At 68.6% G+C, this 25,353-nt stretch carries 26 protein-coding genes and 2 pseudogenes; 16 read left to right on the top strand and 12 right to left on the bottom strand.

Annotated elements, in window-relative coordinates; all coding sequences use genetic code 11:
- Positions 1 to 52: 52 nt before the first annotated feature.
- Positions 53 to 331 carry a helix-turn-helix transcriptional regulator gene (locus ACWGH1_RS07800; protein WP_453353025.1) on the bottom strand — a complete coding sequence of 93 codons (279 nt, stop codon included), beginning with the start codon at positions 329 to 331 and terminating at the stop codon, positions 53 to 55.
- A 234-nt stretch (positions 332 to 565) separates the two neighbouring features.
- Positions 566 to 817 (bottom strand): helix-turn-helix domain-containing protein, encoded by a 252-nt coding sequence (locus ACWGH1_RS07795; protein ID WP_453353023.1) that lies wholly within the window; start codon positions 815 to 817, stop codon positions 566 to 568.
- 568 nt (positions 818 to 1,385) lie between these two features.
- Here ACWGH1_RS07795 and ACWGH1_RS07790 point away from each other — a divergent pair.
- From ACWGH1_RS07790 to ACWGH1_RS07770, 5 genes and pseudogenes are all read left to right on the top strand, one after another.
- Positions 1,386 to 2,309 carry a hypothetical protein gene (locus tag ACWGH1_RS07790; protein WP_453353022.1) on the top strand — a complete coding sequence of 308 codons (924 nt, stop codon included), beginning with the start codon at positions 1,386 to 1,388 and terminating at the stop codon, positions 2,307 to 2,309.
- Positions 2,306 to 3,004, top strand: coding sequence for an ATP-binding protein (locus ACWGH1_RS07785; protein WP_453353021.1), 699 nt, complete (start codon positions 2,306 to 2,308; stop codon positions 3,002 to 3,004). The genes ACWGH1_RS07790 and ACWGH1_RS07785 overlap by 4 nt, the downstream gene beginning before the upstream one ends.
- Positions 3,005 to 3,843: 839 nt before the next feature.
- Positions 3,844 to 4,239 (top strand): plasmid mobilization protein, encoded by a 396-nt coding sequence (locus ACWGH1_RS07780; protein WP_453353020.1) that lies wholly within the window; start codon positions 3,844 to 3,846, stop codon positions 4,237 to 4,239.
- Positions 4,236 to 5,935: pseudogene (locus ACWGH1_RS07775) on the top strand (relaxase/mobilization nuclease domain-containing protein). Before ACWGH1_RS07780 ends, ACWGH1_RS07775 begins: the two are co-directional and overlap by 4 nt.
- Before the next feature lie 274 nt (positions 5,936 to 6,209).
- On the top strand, positions 6,210 to 6,431 hold the full coding sequence (locus ACWGH1_RS07770; RefSeq protein WP_453353019.1) for a hypothetical protein: 222 nt from the start codon (positions 6,210 to 6,212) through the stop codon (positions 6,429 to 6,431).
- A 109-nt stretch (positions 6,432 to 6,540) separates the two neighbouring features.
- Here the strand turns inward: ACWGH1_RS07770 and ACWGH1_RS07765 are convergent, their stop codons facing one another.
- Together ACWGH1_RS07765 and ACWGH1_RS07760 are read right to left on the bottom strand one after the other, a co-directional pair.
- Positions 6,541 to 7,095 carry a flavoprotein gene (locus ACWGH1_RS07765; protein WP_453353018.1) on the bottom strand — a complete coding sequence of 185 codons (555 nt, stop codon included), beginning with the start codon at positions 7,093 to 7,095 and terminating at the stop codon, positions 6,541 to 6,543.
- Positions 7,092 to 8,369, bottom strand: coding sequence for a helix-turn-helix domain-containing protein (locus ACWGH1_RS07760; protein WP_453408518.1), 1,278 nt, complete (start codon positions 8,367 to 8,369; stop codon positions 7,092 to 7,094). Before ACWGH1_RS07760 ends, ACWGH1_RS07765 begins: the two co-directional genes overlap by 4 nt.
- Positions 8,370 to 8,545: 176 nt before the next feature.
- Between ACWGH1_RS07760 and ACWGH1_RS07755 the strand changes: the two genes are divergently transcribed.
- From ACWGH1_RS07755 to ACWGH1_RS07705, 11 genes and pseudogenes are all read left to right on the top strand, one after another.
- A complete protein-coding gene (locus ACWGH1_RS07755; protein ID WP_453353016.1) occupies positions 8,546 to 8,986 on the top strand; it encodes an ATP-binding protein in 441 nt (146 codons plus the stop codon).
- Between the two features lie 4 nt (positions 8,987 to 8,990).
- Positions 8,991 to 10,309: pseudogene (locus ACWGH1_RS07750) on the top strand (UDP-N-acetylglucosamine 1-carboxyvinyltransferase).
- The gene (locus tag ACWGH1_RS07745; protein ID WP_453353015.1) at positions 10,306 to 11,526 is read left to right on the top strand and encodes a bifunctional metallophosphatase/5'-nucleotidase; all 1,221 of its coding nucleotides are present in this window, start codon (positions 10,306 to 10,308) and stop codon (positions 11,524 to 11,526) included. Before ACWGH1_RS07750 ends, ACWGH1_RS07745 begins: the two are co-directional and overlap by 4 nt.
- Positions 11,523 to 12,059 carry a dCTP deaminase gene (dcd, locus tag ACWGH1_RS07740; RefSeq protein WP_453353014.1) on the top strand — a complete coding sequence of 179 codons (537 nt, stop codon included), beginning with the start codon at positions 11,523 to 11,525 and terminating at the stop codon, positions 12,057 to 12,059. Before ACWGH1_RS07745 ends, dcd begins: the two co-directional genes overlap by 4 nt.
- Entirely contained in the window at positions 12,056 to 12,592 is a 537-nt protein-coding gene (locus ACWGH1_RS07735) for a dCTP deaminase (RefSeq protein ID WP_453353013.1), read from the top strand. The genes dcd and ACWGH1_RS07735 overlap by 4 nt, the downstream gene beginning before the upstream one ends.
- On the top strand, positions 12,589 to 13,686 hold the full coding sequence (locus ACWGH1_RS07730) for a glycosyltransferase family 4 protein (RefSeq protein WP_453408517.1): 1,098 nt from the start codon (positions 12,589 to 12,591) through the stop codon (positions 13,684 to 13,686). Before ACWGH1_RS07735 ends, ACWGH1_RS07730 begins: the two co-directional genes overlap by 4 nt.
- Positions 13,687 to 13,773: 87 nt before the next feature.
- Positions 13,774 to 14,832, top strand: coding sequence for a serine hydrolase domain-containing protein (locus ACWGH1_RS07725; protein WP_453351871.1), 1,059 nt, complete (start codon positions 13,774 to 13,776; stop codon positions 14,830 to 14,832).
- 157 nt (positions 14,833 to 14,989) lie between these two features.
- Entirely contained in the window at positions 14,990 to 15,652 is a 663-nt protein-coding gene (locus ACWGH1_RS07720) for a Crp/Fnr family transcriptional regulator (protein ID WP_453351872.1), read from the top strand.
- A 72-nt stretch (positions 15,653 to 15,724) separates the two neighbouring features.
- On the top strand, positions 15,725 to 15,943 hold the full coding sequence (locus ACWGH1_RS07715; RefSeq protein WP_453351873.1) for a hypothetical protein: 219 nt from the start codon (positions 15,725 to 15,727) through the stop codon (positions 15,941 to 15,943).
- A gap of 38 nt (positions 15,944 to 15,981) precedes the next feature.
- Positions 15,982 to 16,305 carry a hypothetical protein gene (locus tag ACWGH1_RS07710; protein WP_285548649.1) on the top strand — a complete coding sequence of 108 codons (324 nt, stop codon included), beginning with the start codon at positions 15,982 to 15,984 and terminating at the stop codon, positions 16,303 to 16,305.
- Between the two features lie 46 nt (positions 16,306 to 16,351).
- Positions 16,352 to 16,486: a hypothetical protein gene (locus ACWGH1_RS07705; protein ID WP_453351874.1), complete on the top strand. Its 135-nt coding sequence runs from the start codon at positions 16,352 to 16,354 to the stop codon at positions 16,484 to 16,486.
- A 114-nt stretch (positions 16,487 to 16,600) separates the two neighbouring features.
- Here ACWGH1_RS07705 and ACWGH1_RS07700 read toward each other — a convergent pair whose 3' ends face one another.
- From ACWGH1_RS07700 to ACWGH1_RS07665, 8 genes are all read right to left on the bottom strand, one after another.
- The gene (locus tag ACWGH1_RS07700; protein ID WP_453351875.1) at positions 16,601 to 17,737 is read right to left on the bottom strand and encodes a hypothetical protein; all 1,137 of its coding nucleotides are present in this window, start codon (positions 17,735 to 17,737) and stop codon (positions 16,601 to 16,603) included.
- Positions 17,734 to 18,042 carry a helix-turn-helix domain-containing protein gene (locus tag ACWGH1_RS07695; protein ID WP_453351876.1) on the bottom strand — a complete coding sequence of 103 codons (309 nt, stop codon included), beginning with the start codon at positions 18,040 to 18,042 and terminating at the stop codon, positions 17,734 to 17,736. Before ACWGH1_RS07695 ends, ACWGH1_RS07700 begins: the two co-directional genes overlap by 4 nt.
- Positions 18,039 to 18,791: a hypothetical protein gene (locus ACWGH1_RS07690; protein WP_453351877.1), complete on the bottom strand. Its 753-nt coding sequence runs from the start codon at positions 18,789 to 18,791 to the stop codon at positions 18,039 to 18,041. Before ACWGH1_RS07690 ends, ACWGH1_RS07695 begins: the two co-directional genes overlap by 4 nt.
- Entirely contained in the window at positions 18,788 to 19,072 is a 285-nt protein-coding gene (locus ACWGH1_RS07685; RefSeq protein WP_453408516.1) for a hypothetical protein, read from the bottom strand. Before ACWGH1_RS07685 ends, ACWGH1_RS07690 begins: the two co-directional genes overlap by 4 nt.
- Entirely contained in the window at positions 19,069 to 19,602 is a 534-nt protein-coding gene (locus tag ACWGH1_RS07680; RefSeq protein WP_453351879.1) for a hypothetical protein, read from the bottom strand. Before ACWGH1_RS07680 ends, ACWGH1_RS07685 begins: the two co-directional genes overlap by 4 nt.
- On the bottom strand, positions 19,578 to 19,859 hold the full coding sequence (locus ACWGH1_RS07675) for a hypothetical protein (RefSeq protein ID WP_453351880.1): 282 nt from the start codon (positions 19,857 to 19,859) through the stop codon (positions 19,578 to 19,580). Before ACWGH1_RS07675 ends, ACWGH1_RS07680 begins: the two co-directional genes overlap by 25 nt.
- Positions 19,860 to 19,968: 109 nt before the next feature.
- Positions 19,969 to 20,670 (bottom strand): Crp/Fnr family transcriptional regulator, encoded by a 702-nt coding sequence (locus tag ACWGH1_RS07670; protein WP_453351881.1) that lies wholly within the window; start codon positions 20,668 to 20,670, stop codon positions 19,969 to 19,971.
- 128 nt (positions 20,671 to 20,798) lie between these two features.
- Positions 20,799 to 25,241 carry a hypothetical protein gene (locus ACWGH1_RS07665; protein ID WP_453351882.1) on the bottom strand — a complete coding sequence of 1,481 codons (4,443 nt, stop codon included), beginning with the start codon at positions 25,239 to 25,241 and terminating at the stop codon, positions 20,799 to 20,801.
- Positions 25,242 to 25,353: the final 112 nt, after the last annotated feature.

Raw genomic sequence — 25,353 nt, 5'->3', positions numbered from 1 at the left:
TCCTCAGGGTAAGGGTTGGACGTAGGGCGAGCGGTAAGGCCGGGCAGATCGGTCAGGCCGTGGCCGGGTACCCGACGCGGCGCTGCGGGGCAGCGTTCACCGGACTTAGGGAAGCATTACTGCGGGAGTCCGCATGCTCCTGTTCCCGGATCCACTCGTCAAGCGTTTCGATCCGGTACATCACACGTCCGCTCGGCCCCATCCGAAAACTCGGCGGACCTTGGCGACGGTGCCGCCACACGTAAAGGGTGCAGGGCGACAACCCCAGGTATTCGGCAGCTTCACGCACGTTCAGAAAACCCCTCCGCAGCGGCGACACACGGGGAGACATAGGGGCATTCGCCAGCAATTCACTGTCACAAGCAACACTTCGCACGTATCGAACCTTCGGGGTCATCCGTCGACAACCTACGGCGACGGACATCGGGCATGACGAGCCCGCCCCCGCTTGCTGTCAGGCAGGTGGAGCGGACTACTTCTATGGTCTGGAGAATCCCCGGTTTGGCTGACCGGGGATCGTCGGGTATAAGCCGGGGCGGCGTCACCGCGCACCCACCCCAGACCCCTACGTCGCGGACTGGAGCAAGGCGAGTGGGGAGACACCGAGAGCGGCCGCAATGGCGACGAGGTCATCCACGTCGCAGCGCCGGCGGGTGCGTTCGATGCGGGACAGCATGGTGTTGGTCATGGGGTGGCCGAGCTCGGTGACACGGGCAGCGAGCTCGCGCTGGGCGAACCCGCGCGAGGTGCGCAGGCGCTCGATAGCACCGGCGGTCCGTTCTCCGGCGGGACCGATTTCCGTAGCTCTTCGGGGCATGCGTCTGTTGTAGCTCGGGTTCCCGGATTCACGTAATCGCGGAAGCCCAGACATGGACTTTGGGGCCTGTTTCGCGGAGAACGAACTGGCGATTCCCGCATAGGCAGCCATTGCGGAACTAGGACCCATCTCGGACCACAGAGATACGCACACCATCAGTGGCTCCGAGCGGGCGGAAACATAGATCGCCTCGCCTGCCTCGGTCAATGGCTTTCGGGGTGCGATCTTCGCCGCTCTCCCTACGCCGTCGACCTTTTGGTCAACCGGGGATTCGCCCTTACTGTGAAGACGTTCGCGATCAGCGATGCGCTCTGACGCTTTTTGAGTGCGGATTCGCTGGACTTGCGCGGGCTGGGTGTGGCTGTCTTGGCCAAGCACCCCTGACAAAGGAATCGGCTCCCGGCGTTGCAGCGCCGAGAGCCGATGGGAGTCCCTTGTCCAAACCGCCCACTCCTGAACGGATCTGAGGAACGTCTATGCCCAACCGTACGGCCGAAGCAGCCGTCCGCACACCCGCGCCCACCCCGGCGTCGCCGTCCCGGCAGCAGGCGAAGGCGGGGCGATAGGAATGGCACGCATCCGCACCATCAAGCCAGAAGCCTTCAGCTCCGAATCGCTGGCCGCCGTCAGCATCACCGCGGAGCGGACGTTCTTCGGTCTGCTCACCCAGGCCGACGACCACGGCCGGTTCCGTGACCAGTCCGCCGTCATCGCGGGCCTCTTGTGGTCCCTGCGCCCCGAACACGGCCCGATCGAGGTCGAGGACGACCTCACCCAGCTCGCCGGCAATGAACTCATCTGCCGTTATGAGGGCGAGGAGGACGGCAAGCGGTACCTGCACATCGTGACCTTCTCCAAGCATCAGAAGGTCAACCGCCCCAGCGGTGTCCGGCACCCGAACTGCCCCTACCACGACGGCGGCCGGGTACCCCTGACTTCACCGCTGGCGCAGGGAGGGCTCCGTGAGCCGTCCGTGCACCATCAGGCACCCGCCCCAGAGCCCGCACTCTCACCTCCTGCCGCTTCACTGATCCCCGTATCCGCAGGTCAGGGCGGGTTCAGTGAGCCCTCCGTGCAGCATCAGGGGGAGATGCGGGAGCCCGCGCCGAGCCCTCACGGTCCGGATCTAGGACCTAGGATCATGGATCTAGGATCTCCGTTGGGAGGCGCGAGCGCCCCCGCCACACCCCAGACCGCAACGGCCCAGCAACTGGTCGCCGAGTACGCCGCCGCGTGCGGGAAGCGCCCTCCGGAGAGGGTCCTGGGCCATGTCGGCCGGGAGATCAGCAAGTTGCTGCACGAAGGCATCGACCCGGACCACATCCGAGCCGGGGTCGACCGCATGCGCCTCAAGAGCCTCTACCCGAGCCTGCTGCCCAGCCTGGTCAACGAGGCCATGAACCCGCCCCAGGCCGCCGCTGGCGCCCGCCGGGTCCCTCAGCCGTACACCAACCCCGTTGACGCCGAAGCCGCTTACGGAGGCCAGCTGTGACCACCGCGACCCGCGAACCCCAGCGTGCTGGCGCCCTGGCAGCCCGTCTCCAGGCCATCCTCGCTGCCAAAGGCATCGACCCCGACGCCGCACCAGCCGGGCCCACAGTGGAGCCGGTGACCGCCCTGGAACTCGCCGACCGCCGCATCCCGCCCCGCTACCGCGAGGCACTCGCCACCCAACCCGAAGTCCTGGGCTGGGTGGAGGCGGTCACCCGCGCCGGGCGGAACGGGCCAGCCGGTACCCGGGGCATTGCCTACGGCCCCTCGCTGCTGATCGCCGGGCCCACCGGCATCGGCAAGACCCACCAGGCGTACGGAGCCGTCCGTTCGCTGCTGGCCGCCGGAGTCCGCCTGCGCTGGCAGGCGGTCACCTCCGCCGACCTCTACGCCCAGCTCCGGCCCCGGCCCAACCACGACCCCGAGCGGGAGATCCAGGAGCTCGGCCGATGCCCGCTCCTGATCCTGGACGACCTCGGCGCGGCCAAGCAGTCCGAGTGGACCGAGGAGCTGACGTACCGGCTGATCAACCGCCGCTACACCGAGATGCTCCCGACCCTGATCACCACCAACCTGCCGATCGCGGAACTCCGCAACGCAGTCGGGGACCGCGTCGCCTCCCGCCTGGCAGAGATGACCACGCGCGTCATCCTCACCGGCCCGGACCGCCGACGCACCCAGCCGTCAGGCTCCTGACCACCACGGTCCCCACCCAGGTCGGTCCCCGTCATCGTGGGGACCGAACCACTGACCCGAGCCGTTCGGGGGCCGTCCCATCCCGGTCCCCGTCCCCGTCCCTGTCACGGTCCCCACCCTGGCCCCGGTCCCCGCCTGACAGCGGCCTCCCCCAGGAGGGGACCGACAGCAGTCGATCGGGGACCGTCCCCTGATTGCGCTGCGCGCGCCGGGCGCCACGGGGACCGGTCCCCGACTCTATTTCCGCAGGTCACCCCGGCCTGACGGCCCCCGGCTCAGGTGGGACCGTCCCTACGGTCCCCACCATCCGGGACCGCCCTGCGGCGGTTCGGGGACCGCCAGGTCACCACATCGGGGACCGTCCCCACCCACCACTACGGGGACCGAGGCGGGACCGGTCCCCCACACCCCTGCCGCTCGGGACCGAGCGCCTCCCCGATACGGGGACCGCCCCCGCCCGGTCCCCGGACAGCACCGGCAGCGTCTCGCGTTACGAGCGAGCGGTCCCCAACCGGTCGACCCCGCCCAACAGCCCCTTCACACGACCAGCCTCTACCGCTTCAAGGACACGCATGCACAACCCACCGCACGACCGTCCCAGCCATGACGAGCACATGCCCTCGCTTCCAGCCTCAGAAGGAGCAAGTTGTACCCAGAGCATTGCTCCCGTCGGGAGCAATGCTCTGGGCTCCCCCGCCCCAGGGGTGGCGGGAGCGGACCGGCACCAGGGGGCGCCGGTCCTTCGGGATGCTGCCGAGGCCGGACAGCACCACGAGACGGAGGGACAGCACACCTGCCACACCCCTCGCTGCACGCACACCGCCCCGACGACATCGCACGTGCGCCAGCGTGAACGCCTGCTCGCCGAGAAGAAGCGCATGCACCAGCCCAGCTGCCGCATGAACGACGACGAATTCCAGCTCCTCACCCACGCTGCGGCTGCCTGCCGCATGAGCACCGCCGGCTTCCTCGCCCACTCTGCTCTGAAGGCCGCACGCGACCTCGAACACACCGAAGCCGAGATCGCCACCCATCGGGAGATGGCCAGAGAGCTGTTCGCGCTGCGCAGGGCCCTCGGCCAGATCGGCAACAACCTCAACCAGGTCGCCACCATCCTGAACTCCGGCGCCGACGCTCCGCACGCCAAGGCGGTCCTCGACGCCGTCCAGCGGACCGCCGAGCGCGTGGAGGACTTCACTCAGCGCTACTTGGAGACGGAGACTCCCGCCGGATGATCCCCCGCGTCCACAAGATGGGCACCCGCACCATCGGCCTGATCCGCTACCTCTACGGCCCCGGCACCCACGAGGAACACACCGACCCGCACCTCGTGGCGGCCTGGGACAGCCTCGTCCCCGACCCCGGACGCAACCCGAAAGCCACTTACGCAGACCTGCAAAGGCTCCTCGACCAGCCCGTCGAAGCCCTGCCCAAGTCGCGGCGCCCCACCGAGCACGTGTGGCACCTGTCCGTACGTGCCGCACCCAAGGACCCGATCCTCAGCGACGAGCAGTGGGGCGACATCGCCCGCCGCATGGTCGCCGCCACCGGCATAGCCCCCGACGGCGACACCGCCGCCTGCCGCTGGGCAGCCGTCCGCCACGCCGACGACCACATCCACATCATCGCCACCACCGTCCGCGAGGACGGCCGCCGGCCCCGCCGCCACAACGAAGCCAAACGCTCCCAGGCCGAAGCCCGTCTCATCGAGGCCGACTACGGCCTGCGTCGCCTCAACACCGGTGACGGAACCGCAGCCCAGCGCCCCACCAGCGCCGAGCGCCACAAAGCCGACCGCCACCAGCGGGAACGCACCCCGAGGGAGGAACTGCGCGAGAGCGTCCGACGCGCGGCGGCCGGTGTCCGGAGCGAGGAGGAGCTCTTCGACCGTCTCACCCATGCCGGTCTCCTCGTAAAGCAGCGCGTGGCACCGTCCGGGGACCTCCTCGGCTACACCGTGGCCCTTCCCGACGACCGCAACAAGCACGGCGAACCCGTCTTCTACTCGGGATCCAAGCTCGCCCCCGACCTCTCCCTGCCCCGCATCCGCGAACGCTGGACCCAACCGGCAGAGCTCTCCTCGGACGAGGGCGTCTCACCGGAGCAGCCCGTTCTCCCGCCGGTCACCGGCCCGGCGTACGCCCGCCGCCGCGCCACCACGGCGACCTGGCAGGCACTGCTGCTCATCGATCACGGCGACGACGGCACGGCAGCAGCCCAGATCGCCGCTGCCGGCGAGGTCCTAGACGCGCTCGCCGAGACCTCCGCCGCCCACACCCAACGAGAACTGCGGGATGCGGCCTTCGCGTTCGAGCGGGCCTCGCGCTCCCACGTCCGCGCCGTACGCGGGCACGACCACACCCTGCGCCAGGCCGCGCACGACCTCGTCCACAGCGGGCCCGCCCTCGGCCGCGGGGAAGACGGCGCCACCACCGCCATGCTCATCGACACCGCGTTCTTCCTCGTCACCGCGGCGGCGAACTGGCACGCCAAGAAGCACCACGCCCAGCAAGCCGAAACCGCCCGCCAGGCCGCCGAACACCTCCGTGCCGCCTACGAGATCGCGGCCGCCCAGCCGATGGCCGTGCTCCACCAGCGAGGCCGCTCCCTGCCACTGCAGCGACGACAGGCAGCCGTCCTACGCCAGGCGCTGCCCGAGATTGCCGAACAAGTTCTGCCGAGCCGGGCTGGCCCGCCCTGGCGGCCACACTCGCCGATACCCAGGCCGCAGGCCACAACCCGGCCCACCTCCTCGCAGAAGCCACGCAGCACCGGGAGCTGGACAGCGCCACCTCCGTCAGCGACGTCCTCGTCTGGCGTCTCCGCCGTCTCGCGCACCTGCCTGCCGATCCCACAGCATCACTCCCCCGGCACGCGGCGACCAGACAACCGGCTCCGAAGCCCGCGAACAACGCCTCCCGCCGGCGCTGACGCCAGGACATGTCCGTCCCTACATAGCCGACGATCCCCGGTCAGCCAAACCGGGGATTTTCCGGAGCATTGAAACATCACCACCGACCCCACCCACGTAAGGAACACCCGCATGCCCGAAACCGAACTGCGCATCGAAGTCATTGCCCTGCTGTTGGACGCGGACTTCAAGCTCCGACCCGACACCAACACCTAGTCCCACAGTGACGGGCGCCCCTTCACCCAGGCCGAACAGGCCACCGCCTTCCAGGCCACGCACGCCGAGCTCGAAGCCGTGGCAGCACTGAGCGCGCGCAACGCCGCGGCCGCCCTCGAACAGGACAAGGCCGTGCAGGCCCTCACCAAGCTCGTGCTCTCTTACTTCGCCCGGCACCCCGAAGCCCTCATGGTCATGGACGTACTCCCGCACATGACCGAGGAAGACCGCGCCGAGTACGAACGCCTGTGCGCCATAGCCGCTCCGGACGGCGGCATACACCTCCCCTACGAGGACTGACAGGCCCCAGCTCAGCACCCTGCGCCCGGTGGCGGGTACCTTCCGGCCACCGAGCAGCGGCATTCCTCATGTGGAAATCCGCCAGGCCCTACCCACTGGCAGTCGCAGATCAGTGGCGTGCGTCACCTGCCGCCAGCAACGGAGCCAGGAGGCCAACGGCTTCCTCCCAGCGGAAGCGATCGGCGCCACCGCCGGACTTCGGACGGTGTGGCTCGTAGCTCCCGACCAGGACGCCCATCTCACGCAGCTCGGCGAGGCTGCGTTGGTACGCGCGGTGGGCTGCGAGGGCGGTGTTCACGTAGGGCAGGACAGCGGTGGGGATGCCCATGCCCGGCGCCTCGCAGAGGATGCCGAGGGCGAGGTTGTCCGCGAAGCCGGCCGCCCACTTGTTGACCGTGTTGAAGGTGGCCGGGGCCACGGCGATCGCATCGGCGGGCGGGAAGGACCGTGCGTCCCCGGGCGCGCGCCAGGCGGAGCGGACGGGGTAACCGGTCCGCTCCTCGATCGCGGCGACATCGAGGAAGGGAAGCCCCTGCGGGGTGGCGACGACGCCGACGTCCCAGCTCCGCTCGTGCGCGGCGTCGATCAGCTTGCCGACGTCGCCCGCGATCCCGGCCGCGCAGACGACGACGTACAGGAAGGGCTTGCGCTGCGGCTCGGTCACGCGGGTACTCCCAGTCGGCGGCTGAAGTGGTGGAGCTGTGGCAGCGTACGCCGACGGTCGCGCGCTGCCATGTCGGCGACCAGGTCCCGGACGGCTGGTCGCCGTACGTCCTGGGCTGCGCAGGTCTCCGCGATCCGCAGGGCCTGGTAGCCGTCGGCGAGGCGGCCCTGCTGCGCGTAGGCCTGGGCGGCTTCCACCCATAGGGCGGCCCGGCGCTCGGGAACCGGGATGTGGCGGCGCATGAGCGGACGGGCGATGTCGATGGCGACGCCCGCGTCGCCGAAGGACACGGCCGCGCTGACCTCGTGGAGGGCCACGTTGGTGGGGCTGAAGTTGGCCCAGGCGTCGGGGTGGTCCAGGGCGACGTACTTCGCCACCTCCTTGGCCGCGGCCAGGAACTCTGCGGTGGCAGCACGGTCCCCGGCCCTGCTGGCAGCCGTGACTCCCCGCAGTAGCAGCAACCCGAGCACGGAGAGGTGGTGCCGGGGCTGCCGGTCGTACGCACCCGTGAGTTGTGAGGCCGTGTGCTTGATCAGTGTGACGGCCTGGCCGGCGTGCTGTTCGCGGACCAGGACGTGCGCGTGGAGGCGGACGCTGGCGGCGAGGACGAGTGGATCACCCGAGCGTTCGGCCTCGGCCATCGCGCGCCCGACGGCGAGCCACGCCGTGCCGGGGTCTCCCTGCTTCAGCAGGAGGCTGGCCGAGGTCTGGTAGGCCGTGGCCAGGAAGCGGGGAAGCTCCTTGGCCTGCGGGGAGTCGGCGATGCAGTGGCGGAGATCGGTGATCAGGCCGGGAAGGGTCCGCTCCAGCTCCGCGTAGTCGCACGTGCTCCAAAGGCGCCGGATGGCCGTTGCCCGGTTTCGTAGTTCCCCGGACTCCGGCGCTTCCGTCGTCGGAGTCGTCGGCATCCCGGGCAGGAGCGCCTGGACGAGCGCGGGGTGCGCAACCGTCGGCGCGACCGAGGCTGTGAGTGCGGTGACGCTGGCGGCAAGGAAGGTACGGCGGCGCAGCATTTCCTCTGTCTCCGGATCGTGGGGATCGGCTTCCGGGGCGGCCTCCGCCAGACCGAGTCGGGCCGGGGGAATGCGCAGGATGCGGGCGACGTCGCGCAGAACCCGGATGTCGTCCGTTCCGCGTCCGCCCTCCAGTCGGCTGATCTTCGACTGGTGGTATCCCAGCTCGCCGGCCACGTCGGCTTGTGAGCGGCCCTGTAAGACCCGAGCCCGGCGGATCACTTCACCGATCCGGTGCACCTCGCCCTGCGTGTCGACCATCTCCGCCACGGCCCCTTCTGCCGAGACCGATCCTGCCTGCTCAACCGAGCCTAACTGCAAGGAACTTGCCCGCCATGCACAACGTGCATGAACGATGCAGGGGCTGCGTGGCACATCGCGCAACCGCCTCCTGACCCGCTTGTCTGGTGGAACCGCACCCCTCCAGGAGGCTGCTCATGGAAGTGCACGAGGTCACGCTGACCGTCACGAGTACGCCCGAGGGCGCCGCTCGTGCCCGGCACCAGGTGATGAACGAGATCAGAGGCTGGCGCTCGGCCATCGGCACCGACGGCATGTGCGTGGCAGAGGTCGTGGCCGGCGAACTGCTGGCGAACGCCGTTCAGCACACGGGAAACGAAGCTGCTTCCGTAACCGCTCGCCTGCGCGAGAGCCGCCTGGGCTTCGAGGTCCGCGACCGGAGTTCCGTCCTCCCCCACGCACGCCCACACCGTACGGACGCCGAGGACGGCCGCGGGCTGCTGATCATCGACACCCTCGCCGACCGGCACGGCGTCGACCACAGCGCCGGCGGCAAGTCCTGCTGGGCCGAGCTCGATCTGTCCGTACCCACCTCGGTCACGCCGTCCATCACGCAACCTCCCCTGCAAAGGAGTTGAACGCATGGCACCCCATCGAGCTCTTGCGACGAGCGCGGAGGTCATCGCCGTACGTCCGGGGAGCCCCCTCTCCGGTTCGGTCACCGTCGACGGCTCCAAGAACGCCGCCCTGCCTCTGCTGGCCGCCGCAGCAGCCGTGCGCCGGACCGTCCAGCTGGAGAACGTCCCCGCCAGCGCCGACGTCCACTGGATGCTCACCTTGATCCAACGGGCGGGCTGGCACGTCGCCCGGGCCGTGGGACGGCCGGACAGCGTGGTGATCATGCCCCCTGACGTCGTACCCGCGGAACTCGGCCTGGCCCCGGCCGCCCGGATCCGCGCGTCGTACTACCTGGTGCCCGCACTCCTTGCCCTCCAGGGGAACGCCCGGCTGCCCTGGCCCGGGGGATGCCGGATCGGGGAGCGCGGCATGGACCTGCACTTCAAGGTGTACGAGGCGTTCGGCGACTGTGTCGCCGTCCATGACGAGGGCTATGCCGTCGAGGCCGATCGACCCGCCACCGGAACGGTCTCCCACACGTTGCCGTTCCGGTCGCGCGGTGTGACGGTCGTCGCCGTCCTGCGTACGGTCGTCGCGGGCCATGCGCTGCGCCTCGGTCGGCCGAACCTGTCGCCGGAAGTCCTCACCGTGCTGGACGCCCTGCGCTCGGCGGGATGGGAGGCCCGAGCCGGTGAACAGGTCCTGGACCTGAGCCCGGCAGCGGCTTCACCGGCCCAGATGCCGGCCTGGCGCTTCCGGGCGACAAGATCGAGGCAGGCACCCTGGCCTGCGCCGTCGCCGCCAGCGGTGGGACCGCGCGCATCGAGGGCGTCCAAGGTCGGGATGTCGTGCCGTTGCAGGCAGCCCTACAGCGGCTGGGCATCCCCACCGCGGTACGGGAGGACGCCCTCCTGGTCGACGGGAGCGCCGCCCGGCCGACGGGCCGTCCCCTTCGCGCCATCGCCACACTCGCCACCGGCGGCCTGGACGCCGACTTCGAACCTCCCCTGCTGGCACTGGCTCTCGGCCAGCCCGGCACACACCTGTTCGCCGACTCAATCAACCCCGGCCGCCACGGGAACCTGCTGCCCCAGCTGGCCCGGCTCGGCGCGGAGATCGAGGAGATCTCCCCCACCGAATGCCGGCTGACCGGGCCGCAACGCCTCACCGGAGCCGGGGTAGAGGCCACCGACATCCGCACCGGCTCCGCGCTCATGGTCGCCGCCCTGACCGCCCGCGGCATCACCACCCTCGGCGGAGTCGACCAGCTCCGCCGCGGCCACGCCGACCTGCCCGGCAAGCTCCTCCACCTCGGCGCCGACATCTGCGAGGTCGCGCCATGACCGCGGCCCGTTCCCTACGGCAGATCATGGCCACCACCGACGTCCACTCCGCCCTCGCTACCGGCGGCCCGCTGCTCGGGCACCTCCACCAGGCGCGCACGCACAGCTTGCTGGTGGACTGCGGCGACTTCTTCGAGGGCACCGGGTACTACCGCCTCGGCCGGGGCGCACTCGAACGGGACATCCTGCTCGCCCTGTACGACGTCGTCGCTCCCGGGAACCACGGCTGGCTGCACTACTTCGAGCCGGGCCTCCACCAGCGGACCGTATGCGCCAACGTCATCGAGGACTCCAGCGGAAACGCGCTCTTCCGCCGTCTGCGCATCGTGGACATCGCAGGCCGACGGACGGCCGTCACGGCCGTGATCGGCCAGCAGGCATTCAAGTCGATCCCGGTCGGGCAGCGGTCCGGCCACCGCGTCACCGATCCCGTCCACGCTCTGCGCGAGCTGATGCTCGCGCACCACCACGAGGTCGACTCCTGGGTCCTCCTCAGCCACTCCGGCTTCGAGCAGGACCTCCAGCTCGCCGAGGCGTGCCCCTTCCTCGACATGGTCTTCGCCGACCACTGCCACAGCGAACACACCGGACCCGAACGGGTTGGCAGCACCATCGTGCTCAAGGGCCAGGAACTCGCCGTCGGCTACGCAGTCGCCGAGCGCTCCTCCGAAGGCTGGGTCGGACGGACCGCCCGATTCCCCGACACCTTGGAGTCCGTCCTGCCGGCCGAGCTCGACTCCGTCCGTGAACAGATCGCCTCCATCGACGCACAGCTGGCCGAGCCGCTGGGAGGTCTCGTCGCGCCCTATCGGAACAGGCCGCTCGACCGCCACGCTCTGCTCCGCGAACTGGCTGACCGGCTGCGCAGCGGACTGGGCAGAGAGGCGGTCGTACTCAACGAAACCGCCGTACGCACGACGCTGCTGGGCGAAATCCTCACCACCGGAGATCTGCTGGCCATCGAGCCGTTCGACAACAGCCTGGTTGAGGCTCAGGTCGCGCCGACCTTCCGTCACGACCCCACTGTCCTGCTCACTCACCTCACCGAGCGGGCAGGACCCCTGATCACCTCCCCCAATCCGCTCCCTGCCGGGCTGACGAGCGTGCTGACCACCGACTACCTCGCCGACACCTGTCTCGGCAGCCGAGCCCACCCCGTCGGCCTCAGCCTCGGCTCGGCGATCAGGAGCATCCTGACCAACGGAGACGACCAGTGATCCTCACCGGACCCGAGATCACCTCCGCCGCGCTGGACGGACGGCTGCGCATCTCCCCCTTCATTCCGACCCAGGTCAACCCGAACAGCTACAACGTCCGCCTGGGCGGGACCCTGCTCACCTACACCGACCAGGTACTCGACACCCACCGCCCGAACCCCACCCGCCGCACAGAGATCGGCGACGACGGCCACGTCCTGCAGCCCGGCGAGCTGTACCTCGGCCACACCCTGGAGGAGGTGGGATCCGACCTCTTCGTCCCCCTGCTCTTCGGCCGGTCCTCCGTCGGCCGACTGGGGCTCTTCGTCGAGATCACCGCACCGATCGGTGACATCGGCTTCCACGGCCAGTGGACGCTGATGCTCACCCCGACCCGCCCTGTGCGCGTCTACGCAGGGATGAAGATCGGGCAGATCATGTTCTTCGTCTCCGAGGGCGCCATCGACCTGTACGAGGGCAAGTACCAGGCGGCCTCCGGGCCCCAGCCCTCCTCGTACTGGCGCGACCTCGACGCCACGGCGGTGACCTCGTGATCCTCACCAGACCGGCCATCGCCGCCGCCCGCGAGGCGGGCCGCATCACCATCGACCCGTACGACCCGGACCGCCTGTCCCCCAACGCGTACGACTGGCACCTGGGCAGCACGCTCCGCGTCTGCGAGGGCGACCTCGACGCCGCCAGTCCCACCGCCTTCTCCGAACTCACCCTCCCCGACGATGGCTACGTCCTGGAGCCGGGCCACCTCTACCTCGGACACACCCTGGAGCGGACCGGCTCCGAGACGTACGCCCAGCTCCTCAACGGAGACCGCACCACCGGCTCGCTCGGCATCTGGGTCCACGTCTCCGCCCCGCTCGGACACCAGGGCCACGCGATCCGCTGGACCCTGGAGATCCGCGCCACCCGGCCCGTACGCGTCCGGCCCGGCATGACCTTCGGCAAGCTCGTCTTCCTCCGCACGCACGGCTCCCCGGCCAGCTACCAACAGCACGGCCTCAAGTACCGCACCAGCGAGGGCATCGAGACGTCCCGCCTCTACGAGGAGAACCCCGGAGGCCGCCGGTGAACCGTGTCGTCGCCACCGCTCTCGACCTGCCGTTCCCCAGCCCCGGCGGCAGCGTCGAACTCTTCCTCGACCTCTACGCCGGCACCCAGCCCGCGATCCCCGCCCGCGCCTTCATGCTCGCCCCCGACGGCGCCCGGCCCCGCACCCCGGCTGGCATCGACCTACTGCACGCGTCCGGCAAATGCCTCGACGGCCACGCCTTCAGCCGGTACGTCACGAACCTGCGCCTCGCCATGACGGCCGCCATCGACCCGCGCCAGATCAGCGTGCTGCACCTGCACCACATGGCCTTCGGCGCCACCCCCGCCCTCCTGCGGGCCCTACCCACCCACCCCCGGATCGCCTTCGTCCACGGCACCGACCTCCTGCACGCCGAGAACCACAGCACGCAGCTACGAGTTCTCCGCGAGACCGCCTCCGCTGCCGACGCGATCGTCGTCCCCACCGGCGCCATGGCCGACCGCCTGCTCAAGCTCGCCCCCAAGACGGACAGGCGCAAGATCGAGAAGATCCCCTGGGGCATCCCCGACCGCCTCCTCACGGACCCACCGCCCCGGCCCGCCCGACGTCCCGCCAGCCACCTGCGGATCCTCTTCGCAGGCCGCCTCAGCTCCGAGAAGGGCCTCGAACCCCTCCTCCAAGCCGTCGCGGCCACCCGCTCGGTCGAGCTGAGCATCGCCGCCCCGCGCACCCAGTTTCTCGACCTCGCCCCGATCGTCCGCCAGCTCGGCGTCCACGTCCGCTACCTCGGCTGGTTCCGCCGCGCCCAACTGTGGAAGGCCTTCGCCGACCACGACGTACTCGCCGTGCCCTCCACCACCTTGGAGGCCATGGGCCTCGTCGCCCTCGAAGCCCAGGCCTGCGGACTCCCCGTCCTTTACCAACCCGTCCCCGGCCTCAGCGAAGCCCTCTCCGGCACCGGCCTGGCCACCGACTTCACCAACCCCACCACCGCAGCCCACGACCTCCACCGTCTGCGCACCACCCCCGGCCTCCTGGAGATGCTCCGGGCATCCGGCCGCACCAATGCCGCCCGTTTCCCCCTCAGCACCACCGCCACGGCCATCGCCGACCTCGGCCGGCGACTCGCCTGACACCACCCGTGGCGCAGCCGGCACCGCCCCGGCCGCGTCACTAACCTGGCCAGCGGACCACCCGCGGCCCACGACGATCGGGAGACCATGACCCACACCACCGACCGGATCGAAGACCTCCTCCAGACCGGCGTACGCGACGAGGTCTACCCCGGCGCGGTGTGGGCCGTCGGGAACGCCGACGGCATCCAGGCCAGCGGAGCCGTCGGCCTCCTCGACCCCGACCACCCGGACGAGCCGATGCGGCTGGACACCGTCTTCGACGTGGCCAGCCTCACCAAGATCCTCGCCGTCTGGTCCACGATCGGCACCCTCGTCGAAGAGGGAAAACTCCAGCTCTACACCCCGCTGGGCACCTTCTGGGACGAGGTCGCAGGCCACCCCCTCGCCCGGGCCACGGCCCACCACCTCCTCACCCACACCGCCGGCCTGCCCCTGCGCGCCAACCTGAAGAACCTCTACGGCACCGACCCCCAGGACATCCGCGACGGCGTCCTCCACGAGGCCCTCCACCGCCCGCCCGGCGAAGCCGTCGAATACACCGACCGAGCCGCCCTCGTTCTCGGCTACCTCGCCGAACACCTCTCGGGCCAGCCCCTGGACCAACTCGCCACCGACCGCATCTGGCACCCCCTGGGCATGACGCAGACCCGCTTCGGCCCCCTCCTCGACGCCGAGGCAGCGCGCTGCGCCCCCACCGAGTACGACGAGATCACCGGAACCCACCTCAAGGGCACCACCCACGACTTCTCCGCCCGCCTCCTCGACGGCGTCTGCGGCATCGCCGGCACCTTCTCCGTCCTCGACGACCTCGCCCTCTTCCTCCGCCACATGCTCAAGCCCACCCCGGCCACCTTCAGCCCCAGCTGGATCAAGGAGTCCCTCCGCATCCAAACAGGCGCCCTCACCCCCGCCCGCGGCCTCTTCTGGCACCCCGCCCCCGGCACCGAACCCAACCAGGACATCTGGGTCCACTACGGCTTCACGGGCACTGGCATGTGGATCAGCCCGCAGCAGGGCAGATGGGCCGTCCTCCTCACCAACAAGCTCCGTTTCAACCGCGACCGCGAGCCACTCACAAGCGTCCGCAACGCCTTCCGGGCATGCGCCTTCGCGTCAGATCAGCCCAACACAGCCAACGATTAGGACACAGACAGCGCTTGGCCAGCTACCAACGCCTGGCCCTTCCTCGGCGCCCAACACGAGCCGAAGAGAGGCCTTCCTCGCCTGAGAGAGCGCACGAACACGATGGCGTCTCCATGGAGGATTTCACTTAGGACTGCCGAATAGTACGGTTACCGTCATGGCGAACGAAGCACATTCCATCATTGAGGCGCTACAGGAAGAGCAGCGCAACGCCTTGCGGGCTCATGGCAGTAAGGTGCAGTTCCCCGCGGAGCAGACCATCTTCAGGGAGGGGCAGCCCTCCCGCTCCGTCCTTGTCATCGAGCAGGGGCACGTCAAGGTGACCCAGCGCGCGACCGACGGCACGGAGGTGATCCTCGCCATCCGCGGGCCGGGTGAAGTCATGGGCGACGAAGGTGTCCTCATGGGGGAAGATCGATCCGCCACAGTCACCACCATCACCGATGTGACCGGAATAGATATCGCCGCCAACACACTGCTGTCCTTCATCGAGGAAGAACACCTCTGGCCAGTGATGTACAAGGCGGCTGTCTGGCGGCGGCGCCAGTCAGACCAGCAGGCCATTCTGGCCCGACTGGGCGTCAAAAGCCGCCTCGCGCGATGGCTGCTCGAACTTGCCGCCGAGTTCGGTGAGCCGGAGGGCAACGACTGCATCCTGTCGGTGCCGATCAGCCAGCACGACCTAGCCAACCGGATCGGAGCATCGCGCGATGCCGTGGCAATCGCTCTGCGACAGCTGCGCGAAGAAGGCCTAGTCAGCACGGGGCGGCGCCGGCTCACGCTCCACAGCCTGGACGGTCTACGGAGATTGACACTGTGAACCACGTAGACATCCATCCAGGAACATGCAAAATTACACAGAGAAGCATCGGTGCTTGAGGGGGAGGACTCTGTGACTCTGCACATCGTGGGTGCGCTCTGTGTCGCCATCGCGATCGTGGGTGGTGGCCTAAAGATCAACGAAGTGGAGGTCCCACGCCTGTCGCGCCGCCGGATGATCGCGCTCGTCTTCGCCGGACTGTTCTTCATCGGAGTGGGAGTCATGGTCGACCAGACAACCTCCCCGACCGCAGCGACGGCGGCGCCCGGATCTCCCACCCACACCCCGTAAAGGACCCAACCCGTAACGGCAACTAGGAGAGTGCGCCGGTGGAGAACGAACTCGGCCCGTTCCAAAAAATGTGGGACGCCTGGGAGGAAGCGGGTGACGAGCTCGCACGCAAGCCGCTGTCACACTTCCGCCGTGCCACGGATATCCAGTTCGACGAGCTTGAAGGTCACCTCGCGCGCGGCGATCGGGAAGCCGCCGCACGTGAGGTCGCCGACATCATCAGTATCGCCCTCAACACAATGCGTTGGCTTGGGCGCACACCCGCCGAGATCAGCGAAATCGCCCGATCCCGCGCCGGAGATCGAATGAACGGACAAGCGCACGCGATCCTTGCCAAATACCAGGATCAATACGGCATCTAGGTCGGGGGCCCAGCACGTGCTAAGCCCCCCGTTCACTCACGCCAAGGTGAAGGCTCTCCGGGAAGCACTCGGGGACCACGCCGAGCAACGCGTCGAGTGCCGCGCGCCCCTCGCGATCCTGCTGATGGCAGTCGTCTGCGTCAGCCTGTACGTCATCTTCAAGAAACGCGAATGGTTGTAGAGAGAATGCGAGGCGGCAAGCCGTCTCGGCAGCGCCACATCGTCGACCACTGCTCTGGAAGCCAGAGCGCAACGAGACCCGGGCCCAAGAGGCCCGGGTCCCTGCGAGGCAGGTTTATTCGGGGGTGCCCTGCAACAGATCTCGGGCCTTGCCCGCCCACTCTCCCATGCACGTGATGGCAGACGTCATCTGCTTCACCGCGGTGGAGATGTCCTTCACCGGCTTGCGGAGGTGTCGGCTCACACGGATCAGGCCGCCAGCAGAGGTGCCCAGGAAGCCGATCTGCGCCAGTCCCTCCTGAGCCGACTCGTCCAACGCAATGAGCTGTTCCAGGAACTCGTCCGTTCCCTCGCCACGCTCGTCGAGCGGCGTCGTCTCGATGAGGCTCAACGCGGCCCTGACACCGCTGTCCAGAGTTGTCATCTGCTCCGCGAAGGCCGCAGAGGCGGCGTTCATTTCCCCGGCCGGCGCACTGAGCGACCCCGCATACCGGGCCACAGCCGCGAGCCGTGCGCTCGCCGGGGCGTTGGCCTGGGTGAGGTCGAGGATCTCGATGTTGCCCTGTTCGGTCAGAGTTCCAATCGTCTCGATCGCCTTTGTGATCGCCTCCAAGTGAGCGGTCATCTCGTCCAGCCCGTCTTCGATCGCGGCGAAGTCGTCGAGCAGGCCGGGCGGGTCCTCTTCGGTCGTGTCCCCCGCGTTTCCGCTCGGTTCAGGGGGCGACTGCCCGTCGACGGTCTGGAGCGCCCGCACCACCCGTGCAGGAGTGAGGAGCTCGAAGCCGTCCCTGATCCCGACCTCCAGTGCGCTCTCGATCTCGCGCCGCGCACCGGCCAGATGACTGCGCGCCCGTTGGTACCGGATCGTCCTGATCGAGGCGATGTCGAAGGGCAACTGCCCAGCCTCCCCGATGTGAATCGTCGGTTTGCCGGTGATGTGGCGCAGCCCCAGCTCGTACATCACGTTGGGGTTGCCACCGCTGACGTCCGCGATGACGAGGTCGGACTCGATGACATGCCGGCAGATCTGCTCGTTGATGTCACCGGCGTGCGCGATGCCGTCCGCGCGCACAGCGGCGATCTCGTACTTCTCGCAGGCAGGCGCAATCACCTGTTCGAAGATCCCCAGGTGGTACTCGTAGGCCTCCCGCTCGGGGCTGCCGTGCGCGGCGTATTGGTCGCCGATGGGGCCGACGACGAAACACATCCGAGGCTGGTCAGGTTCCGACCGAAGTGCCTGCAACGCATTCATACGAGGTCCTCCTTCTCGCGAGGGTGGGTTTCGTCGAGCCGGGCCGCGTGCGCGGCGCCGGCTTCCAGGTCGACGGCATACACCGGCCGTTCCTCGATACCGAGGGCGCGCAACAGGTACGCGGTCGGGATGCGGTACTGCCCGCCGACGCGCAGAACCGGGCAAGGGAACGTCCCGCGGCGGATCAGTTTGTACGCCGTGCCGGGACAGACTCCGAAGGCTCGGGCAGCGGTCCGGAGGTCGACGCTCAGGGGGAGGTCGAAGGCCTCCGCGAAGCCCAGGGGCGGGCCGGACCGGGCGCTCACCGCCGAGCCCCCAGAGGGCTCAGCGCCAAGGTGCCGATGAGTTCCGAGTCCTCGTGGCGACGGGCCCGGAATACCAGGTCGGGCAAGCCTGCACAGTGTGCCAGTGCCCCGATCCGCTCCCCTTCTCGTCGGGTGCGCGAATCCGTGAAACGGAGTGTCGCGGCCAGCCCGTCAGGGCGTGGCGGGGGCGTGAGGTGCAGTTCCCACTCATCGGTCAGCTGCTTTGGCTCCCCTCGCAGTGTCGTGGCGCAGCGGGCCTCGGCGAAGCGGGCTACGTCGACAACGGGAACCTCCCTCCTGACGCGGTCGGCATAGGACCACATCCGGTTCACCGCCTCCTTGATCATGTGACCGCCCAGGTCCGGGCTGTCTGGATGCGCGGTGTCGAGGGCGCCGAGTACGGCCAGCACGGCCTCCGCCTCGAGATCGGCGCGCTCGACCCGCAACTGGCGCAGGATCCGACGCAGGTTGCGGTACAGGCCGGGAATCGCCAGCCAGACGACAAGTAAGCGCCCCGTGCCGGCCCCACCCGCTGGTTCTTGCCTGGCCTCCGCGACCGCCTGTCGCCAAATCGTCGCCCGCAGTCCCTCGTCGCGTCGCGGTCCGTACAGAGCATTCCTGCATTCCTCCGGGGACAGCCGTACCGAGCGGTGGCCGACACTCACCAGGAGCCACGGTGCACCTGCGGGTTCCTTTCGGAGGGCTACCTCGATCAGGGAGAACGCTCCGGCCGGGTCAGTCCTGATCATGGCTTCTCCTTCTCCGACCCCATCAGGCCGGCATACGACAGCGCCGCGGCAGCCAGCTCGCAGGCACTCCCCAGGGCAGTCAGCGCCGACCGCGCAGCGGCATGGCGCTTCTCCGAGATCGGGCTCGCTCCTTGGGTCCGGCACCAGGGCGTTCGCACGGCGGTGGACGGCAGGTAGACATTGATGACGCCATGCACGTCGTGGCCGACGTTCACCCCGTAGTCCGCCCACTGGGTGCTGTCCCCAGCAAGGTGGAGCGCGGCCTTGCCCGAATCGGTCACCACACGCGCCAGGGGCCGGCCGACGGGGGCATCATGGGCACGCCGACGTTCACACCGCCGCTCACGTCCCCGCCGACGGCAACACCTTGGTGAACGTGCTGGGAGAGGTTCGGCCGACTCTGGACGGTGGCTTGCGGGAACGGCAGCGGCTCGATCACTTCTTCCACGACCGGCCTGATGCCGTCGGGCCCGTGCCCCGGCACACGGATCCAGCCGTAGCCTCCGAACTCCTTGACCTGCACGTGGGCACGGACGTACTGCGCCGGGTCGAGGCCGGGGTGCCCGAACCGTACAACGTCCTGGTACAGCCGATCCGACACAATGACGGCGAGATCGGCCGAGGTGAGGGCGGCCAGCACGGCCTTCAACTGGGGGGCGTTCACGTAGCGTGCCACGGCGACCGGCGCAGGTCCGGCGTGACCGAGAGTGGCGTCCGTGGCGACACCAGCGTCGATGGCCAGCCGCAGCCTGATCCGCGGGGTCTCCGGACGGGCGTTGAGCGTGCTCAGGCAGGCCGACAGGTGGTGCACGAAGGGCCCCAGCGCGGTGGCTTCCGGGTGTCCGCGGGGAGTACGGCGAACTCCATGTCGCCTTGCGGTTGGCGAGCCCAAGCCGCGCGGTCCAGTCCGGTCAACGTCGCCGCCTCGTCCAGCAACCGGACCAGGTCGGCCTGAGTGGCCGACTGGGTCCGGGTGTCGAGACGGCTGTACTTCTCCACGTCCGCCGCCAGGCACAGCCGACGGTGCGGGATGACGTCCGGGAGCGGAGGGGAGGAGGGTTCGTTCATGACAACTCGCCACCTTCCAATGCTTGTTGGGTGCGGTGCAGCCAACTGTGCGAGGAAGGAGGCGGAGCAGTCCACAAACCCGCATTAATACGGGTTTGTGGCTGTGGCGCTACGTGACTGGCATGCTGAGCAGCGCTACTTCCTGCAGTCGGGCCAGGTCCCGCACCTGAGTCCGCCGCTCGCCGGTGGTGATGAGCCCGTCCTCACGAAGCTGGCGAAGCGTCTTCTGCACGGTATTCGTTTTGGCGCCGGCGAGCGCGGCGAATTCGGACTGGGACAAATTCACCTCGATCCGCACCGAATTTCGGCCCGGCTTCCCCTGTATGAAGGCCAGTTCGACCAGTACCCGGGCCAGCCGGACCAGAACCGGGTGCCTACCGAAATCCAGGCGCCAGCGGTCGGAGCGGCGCAATCGGCTGCCGATCACCCGCTTGAGGGCCAATTCCGCCTCGGGGTTGGCCCGGAGGAAAGGCAGCAGTTCGCACCTGGGGACCACGGTGGCGACCACGTCGCCACAGGCGGTGACCGTCGCCGACCTCGGCCCGAAATCCATGGCTGCTACCTCACCCACCACCTCCCCTTCGATCCTGATGTCCATGAGGGCCGCCCCGTCACCGTCCAGACGGCCAGTCACCTTGACCACCCCCTGGTGGAGCAGCATCAACTCCTGCGCGTGGTCGCCCTCACTGATCAGCACGTCCCCCACGGCGAAGGTGCTCCGGGTCCCAAGCAGTGCGAAGGCCGTGCGCGCCCCATCCGTCAGGGTGTCGAGAAACGGCGCGCGACCATACATGTTCGAGCCGTGCATCATGTGCACAGCAGAGCACGCCGTCGGCGCGGCGGTCCGCATTTCCGCTCGGGCCAGCGGTACACCGAACGCACTCCGGGGCGCACGGCGGCGCACGGCCGGAGCACGCACCGTTCTCCTCGTGAAGGAGCTCAGCCCCGGTCGGCGCTGCCGATCGCCTGGGCCACGCCATAGGATCCCCGGAGCAGCAACTGGTCCAGCAGGTCCAGGATCTCGGACCGCCGCGCAGCTGAGCCCGCCTGGGTGTGGGCGCGCACCAGTAGCTCCCCGATGTGGTGGGCGTCAGCCGCGGCACCGGTCCTCATGTCGGCCGATGCCGCACCGAACACGTCGAGGAATCGCCGCACACATGCCAGTACCAGCTCATCGACCCTGTCAGGGGCCTGCTCAAGTGTGATCAGCAACTGGGGCAGGGCCGGCTCGAAGGTTCCAGAATCAATGAGCGCGGTCACCGTCCGGCGGACGGGCCCCAGGCGGCGGCCCCGCAATGCGATTGCCACAGCCGCGGCGGCTCCCCGCACGTCCTCGTCCGGATCGTGGAAGAACCGGACGAGTGCGTGATGCGCCAGGGCCGCGTCCCCGGTGTTCACGAGGCGCTGAGCACACACGTCCGCGGCACCCTGTCGCTGCGCGCCGTCGTTTCCGGCCAGCACCCTGGCCAGCAGATCCGGCGTCTCCCACTCCATCGCTGCCAGCGCGGCGACCTGTCCACCGATCCGACGCACCGCTGCCACCGAGGAGTCCAACATCCGTTCCATCACAGGCCTGGCCGCTGCTGGGTCCCCATGGCACAACGCCACGAAGAGACGAAACACGTGTGGTGAAGCCAGAATCTGATCCGGGGCTCGGATGAGCTCGGTGAAGGCCTCGGCCACCGCGGTGCGGTCGTACCTCATTGCCGCGTGCAGCACGTGAGCCACGCATGCTCGGACAGCAAGCGAAGGGTCTGCGGCCAGCCTGCCCAGACGGGGTACCGCCAAGGCTGCCCGGGAGCCGTCCGCATCGTGGACCAGCAGGTCGCCCAGGCTTTCGGCAGCGCTGCCGCGCACGGTGTTGATCCCAGCGGTCAGCAGGTCCCGCTCCGCCTCGTCTTCGTCCTCGCCGACCGTGTCACCGGCGTCCACGGAACCGAGCGCGCGATCCAGCAGTGCCTCGAAGAGATCGGGGGGCAGACCGGCTAGGTACTGCCGTACGGCCCATCCGAGCCAACGGTCGTGTGCCGGCCGGCCTTGGCGTGCGAGATGACGGATCGCCGCGAAGACGGTGTCCGTATCGGCATGGGGCTCCGCGTCACCGAGACCAAGCAGTAACGCGGCTCCGTACGCAGGGTGCAGCCCGGCATCCATCCGCAAAGCGAGGCGCGCGAAACGGCCGGGGTCCGCCGCCGTCATACTCTGCAGCAGGTGTGACAGCTCCCGGGCCCCGCCTGTGAAGGTCGTCCAGTCCGTGCGGTCCTGACTGTGCTTCCTCATGGCGCCCAGCCACTGGTCGTCGGTCATGCGCTGGGCCGCCTCCGACGGGATCGGCGGCCCGATGAACCCTGCCGTCGCCCCACGCGGTGCATCAGGCTCCCACTTATCATCGTGGAGCCTTCGGAGTTCTCCGAGCCGACGGGCCGCCCGATCGGAAAGCCGGCCCTCGGGAAGCGCCGTCAGCAGAGTGAACTCATGCCAGGGCGCGAGCTCCTCGTCTGGAGGAAGACGCAGATGGAGGAGCGCACGCTCCAGCTGCGCGAGAGTGGCGTCGGACAGGGCGTCGCCAATGGCGCACAGGACTTCTCGGGCACCCCACGCAACATTGGACAGATGGCCGGACAGGAATCGATGTCTGCCCTGCAGCAGGATCTCCGCAGCCCACTCAGCCAGGGCGGGGCCTGCCCCGATCAGGGCATGATAGAGGAGCCACTGTGCCGCATCGAACGGCAGGCCCGCGAGCCCCGCTACAAGCTCCCGAACGCGAGCAGGGTCTTGGTCCCCCAGGATTCTCAGAGCCCTTTCCGTGCTCTGGAACAGGGCCTCGCCCAACTCACTGGGGTCGCCATCCGGGTTACGGAAGCCGAAGTGCTTGTCATAGACCGGACAACCCGCGCGCGGCGGAAGGGCCGTTGCAGCCATGACGTCCAGGAGCAACGGAAGGAAACGGACACAGAAATCCTCAGGAGCCCCCAGTGCGGCGGCCTTGACCACACGGGTCGCCGAGTGGTCCCGGTCGCGTAGGACGGCGACTCTGCCGTCGTGATCGAGTTGGAGGGCGTCCGGGCGATCCGACACCAGCGCACCGATCAGCTCGACTGCCCAGGCAGGTTGCTCTTCGACCAGATCACTCGCTGAGATCCAGATGAGGTGCTCATGTCCGGAGAGAAGCCCGGTTCGTACGCCGACCAGGAGGAGATCGAAAAGCCTCCTGCTGTCAGCGAAGCGACCGAATCGCACGATCCACGCCAGCCGGTCTGGGAACTGAGGATGCGACGTGTGCGGTTCCAGCAGGCGGGCCACTCGGTCGGGAGAAGCCTCAGCGCCCGCGGCCATCATCCGCACGGCCCAGTCGCGCTCCCTTGCATCGGCACTGATCAACCAGTCATCGAACACGGACTCGTTATCCGCGCGGCGGAACCATGCTGCCTTGCTGACCGCGTTCACAAGCTGCAAATGGAAAGGAGGGCGAGAGTCCAGGACACGTGAGACAGCCCCCCACTCACTGGCGGTGGGGTCCTCCAGACCGTGAAGCACTGCCAAAGTCAGGTCTTTGAGGTGATAACGGATCTCCGGACTGGTCAGCAACGCCTCCACCTCCTCGGCGAACCGCTCCGGGTCCAGGTCCCGCAGATGGTCGAGAACCTGCCTCACCTGTCCCCGGCGGAAGAGCTCCTGCTCCCCATCGACGAGAAATGCGACCAGGCTCTCATCGCGCCGGAGCCAGTCGCGGGCAAAGACGTAATCGAAGAAGCTCTCATGGAAGAAAGCCAGTTGTCTGCCGTCTCGCACACACACGTGCTCCGACACCAACACGTCCCCGCTCACGGCAAGGTCGTCCGCATCAAGCACACTGTCCGGTACGAAGAGCCGCTGCCTCGTGCTCATGGCCGTCATTACGGCCGACACTGCCTCGTGGAACCGCACGGACGGCTGACGACGCGTGCACTCCTTCCGTTTGCTGTTCCAGAAGGCGTCGAACAGCTGCCGGGTAGTGCGGAAGGAAAGGGCTTCCTCCTGGCCGGCGATCTGAGCCAGAAGGACCAGATGCAGCGGAGACCGCAGCAAGCCGCGCTGAGAAGGCGTCAAAGGAGAAGCACCGAGGCCCATGCTCGCGATCGCGGCATCGACCTGTGCATCGGAGAGCCGATCGACTGAAATGCATGTGGAACGGTCCGATGCCGTGAGTTGACGGATCCTATGATCGGCGTGGGCATCGAATGTCCGGCACACGAGGACGACGCGCATGGCAGGGTGCGCCATCGCCTCACCGATCAGGTCGGCCACCACGTCGAACGTGTCCGGAATGCGCCCCGAGGCCAGGCTGACCGCGTCGAGCTGGTCCACGATCAGCACACACGGGCGCCCGTTCGCCGCGGCTCCGAGCGCCTTGACCGGTGATGTGACCAGCCCGATGCCTCGGCCCAGCTCATGGGTCGTAGTAAAGGGAGCCAGGCGGTCGAGACGAAACCCGAGCACGGGGGTACCCAGCTTGGTCAGGGCAGTGAAAGCCTGGTGCAGCACTGCACTCTTTCCGCTGCCTGCGGCACCCGTGAGAACTACGGTCTGCCGTACGTCACTCGCAAGGACCTCCACGAGCTGATCAGCCGCTTCGCGGGGGATCTCGGGGCGGAGCAGCTCACGTTCGACGCTCGCTGCCCACCGACGCGTTGCCTCGCCAGCCTCGTCCCCCGCCTTGTCCCCGCCCGTCCCTCTGACCTGCCTCAGCCCGTACTCCCCCAGTCGGGCGATGATGCCCGGGGCATCGAGAGTGGTCCCCAGATTGTTCAGCAAGAGGTCGCCGAGTCCGACGGCGGCAAGGCGCCCTGGAGCCCCAGCAAGGACCTGTTCGGCCAGGACCGCATTGATGTTCACGATGTCCCGCTCGTTGTGCCATTCCACCCAGAGGCTTCTCAGCATGCGCCAGGCCGTCTCGGCCGAGCCATAGACATCGGGCGCGGCCAATGCCTGAAAGGGCCCTCTGAGCCCATCCGTCAGCCACTCGACTTCGAAGGACGGAAAGCCGTCGGAGCGTCGGGCGCGGTCGGCCAGCTCGTCGAGCTCACGGGCAGGAAGCAGAGAAACGAAGTGAAATGCGCGGCCCGCGTCGGCGTGGGATCGCAGACTGTTCCAGACCTGTTTGCCTCGGAGGGAAGCAACATTCCAACTGTTGGCGTTCCGGTTCTGGCGCTTGACCTGGTGGACCTGCGTCCCCCCGTCATACCGGTACGCGAACTCGATTCCGTCGCCCGAGGGGGAACCCGGTTCCAGAGTGATCGATGTGCCTCTGCCCAGCAGCACGTACAGGGCATGTCTGACGGTCCAGGCACCCTCGTAGCGGTTGCCGAACTTGTCCGTCTCGCCCCCCGGCCGCGGTGCCACCGTTACTCCCCTCCACACCCCAGAAGGCTGCGTCAGACGCGCGCCTGCGCCGGACGGTACCGCAGATACCGAGCATTGCAGGGGGTATTGGGCGCACTCGACCTCCCCCTCT

The organism is Streptomyces sp. NPDC054883 (genome assembly GCF_053610645.1).
This window is presented reverse-complemented; position numbering and strand designations above follow the sequence as displayed.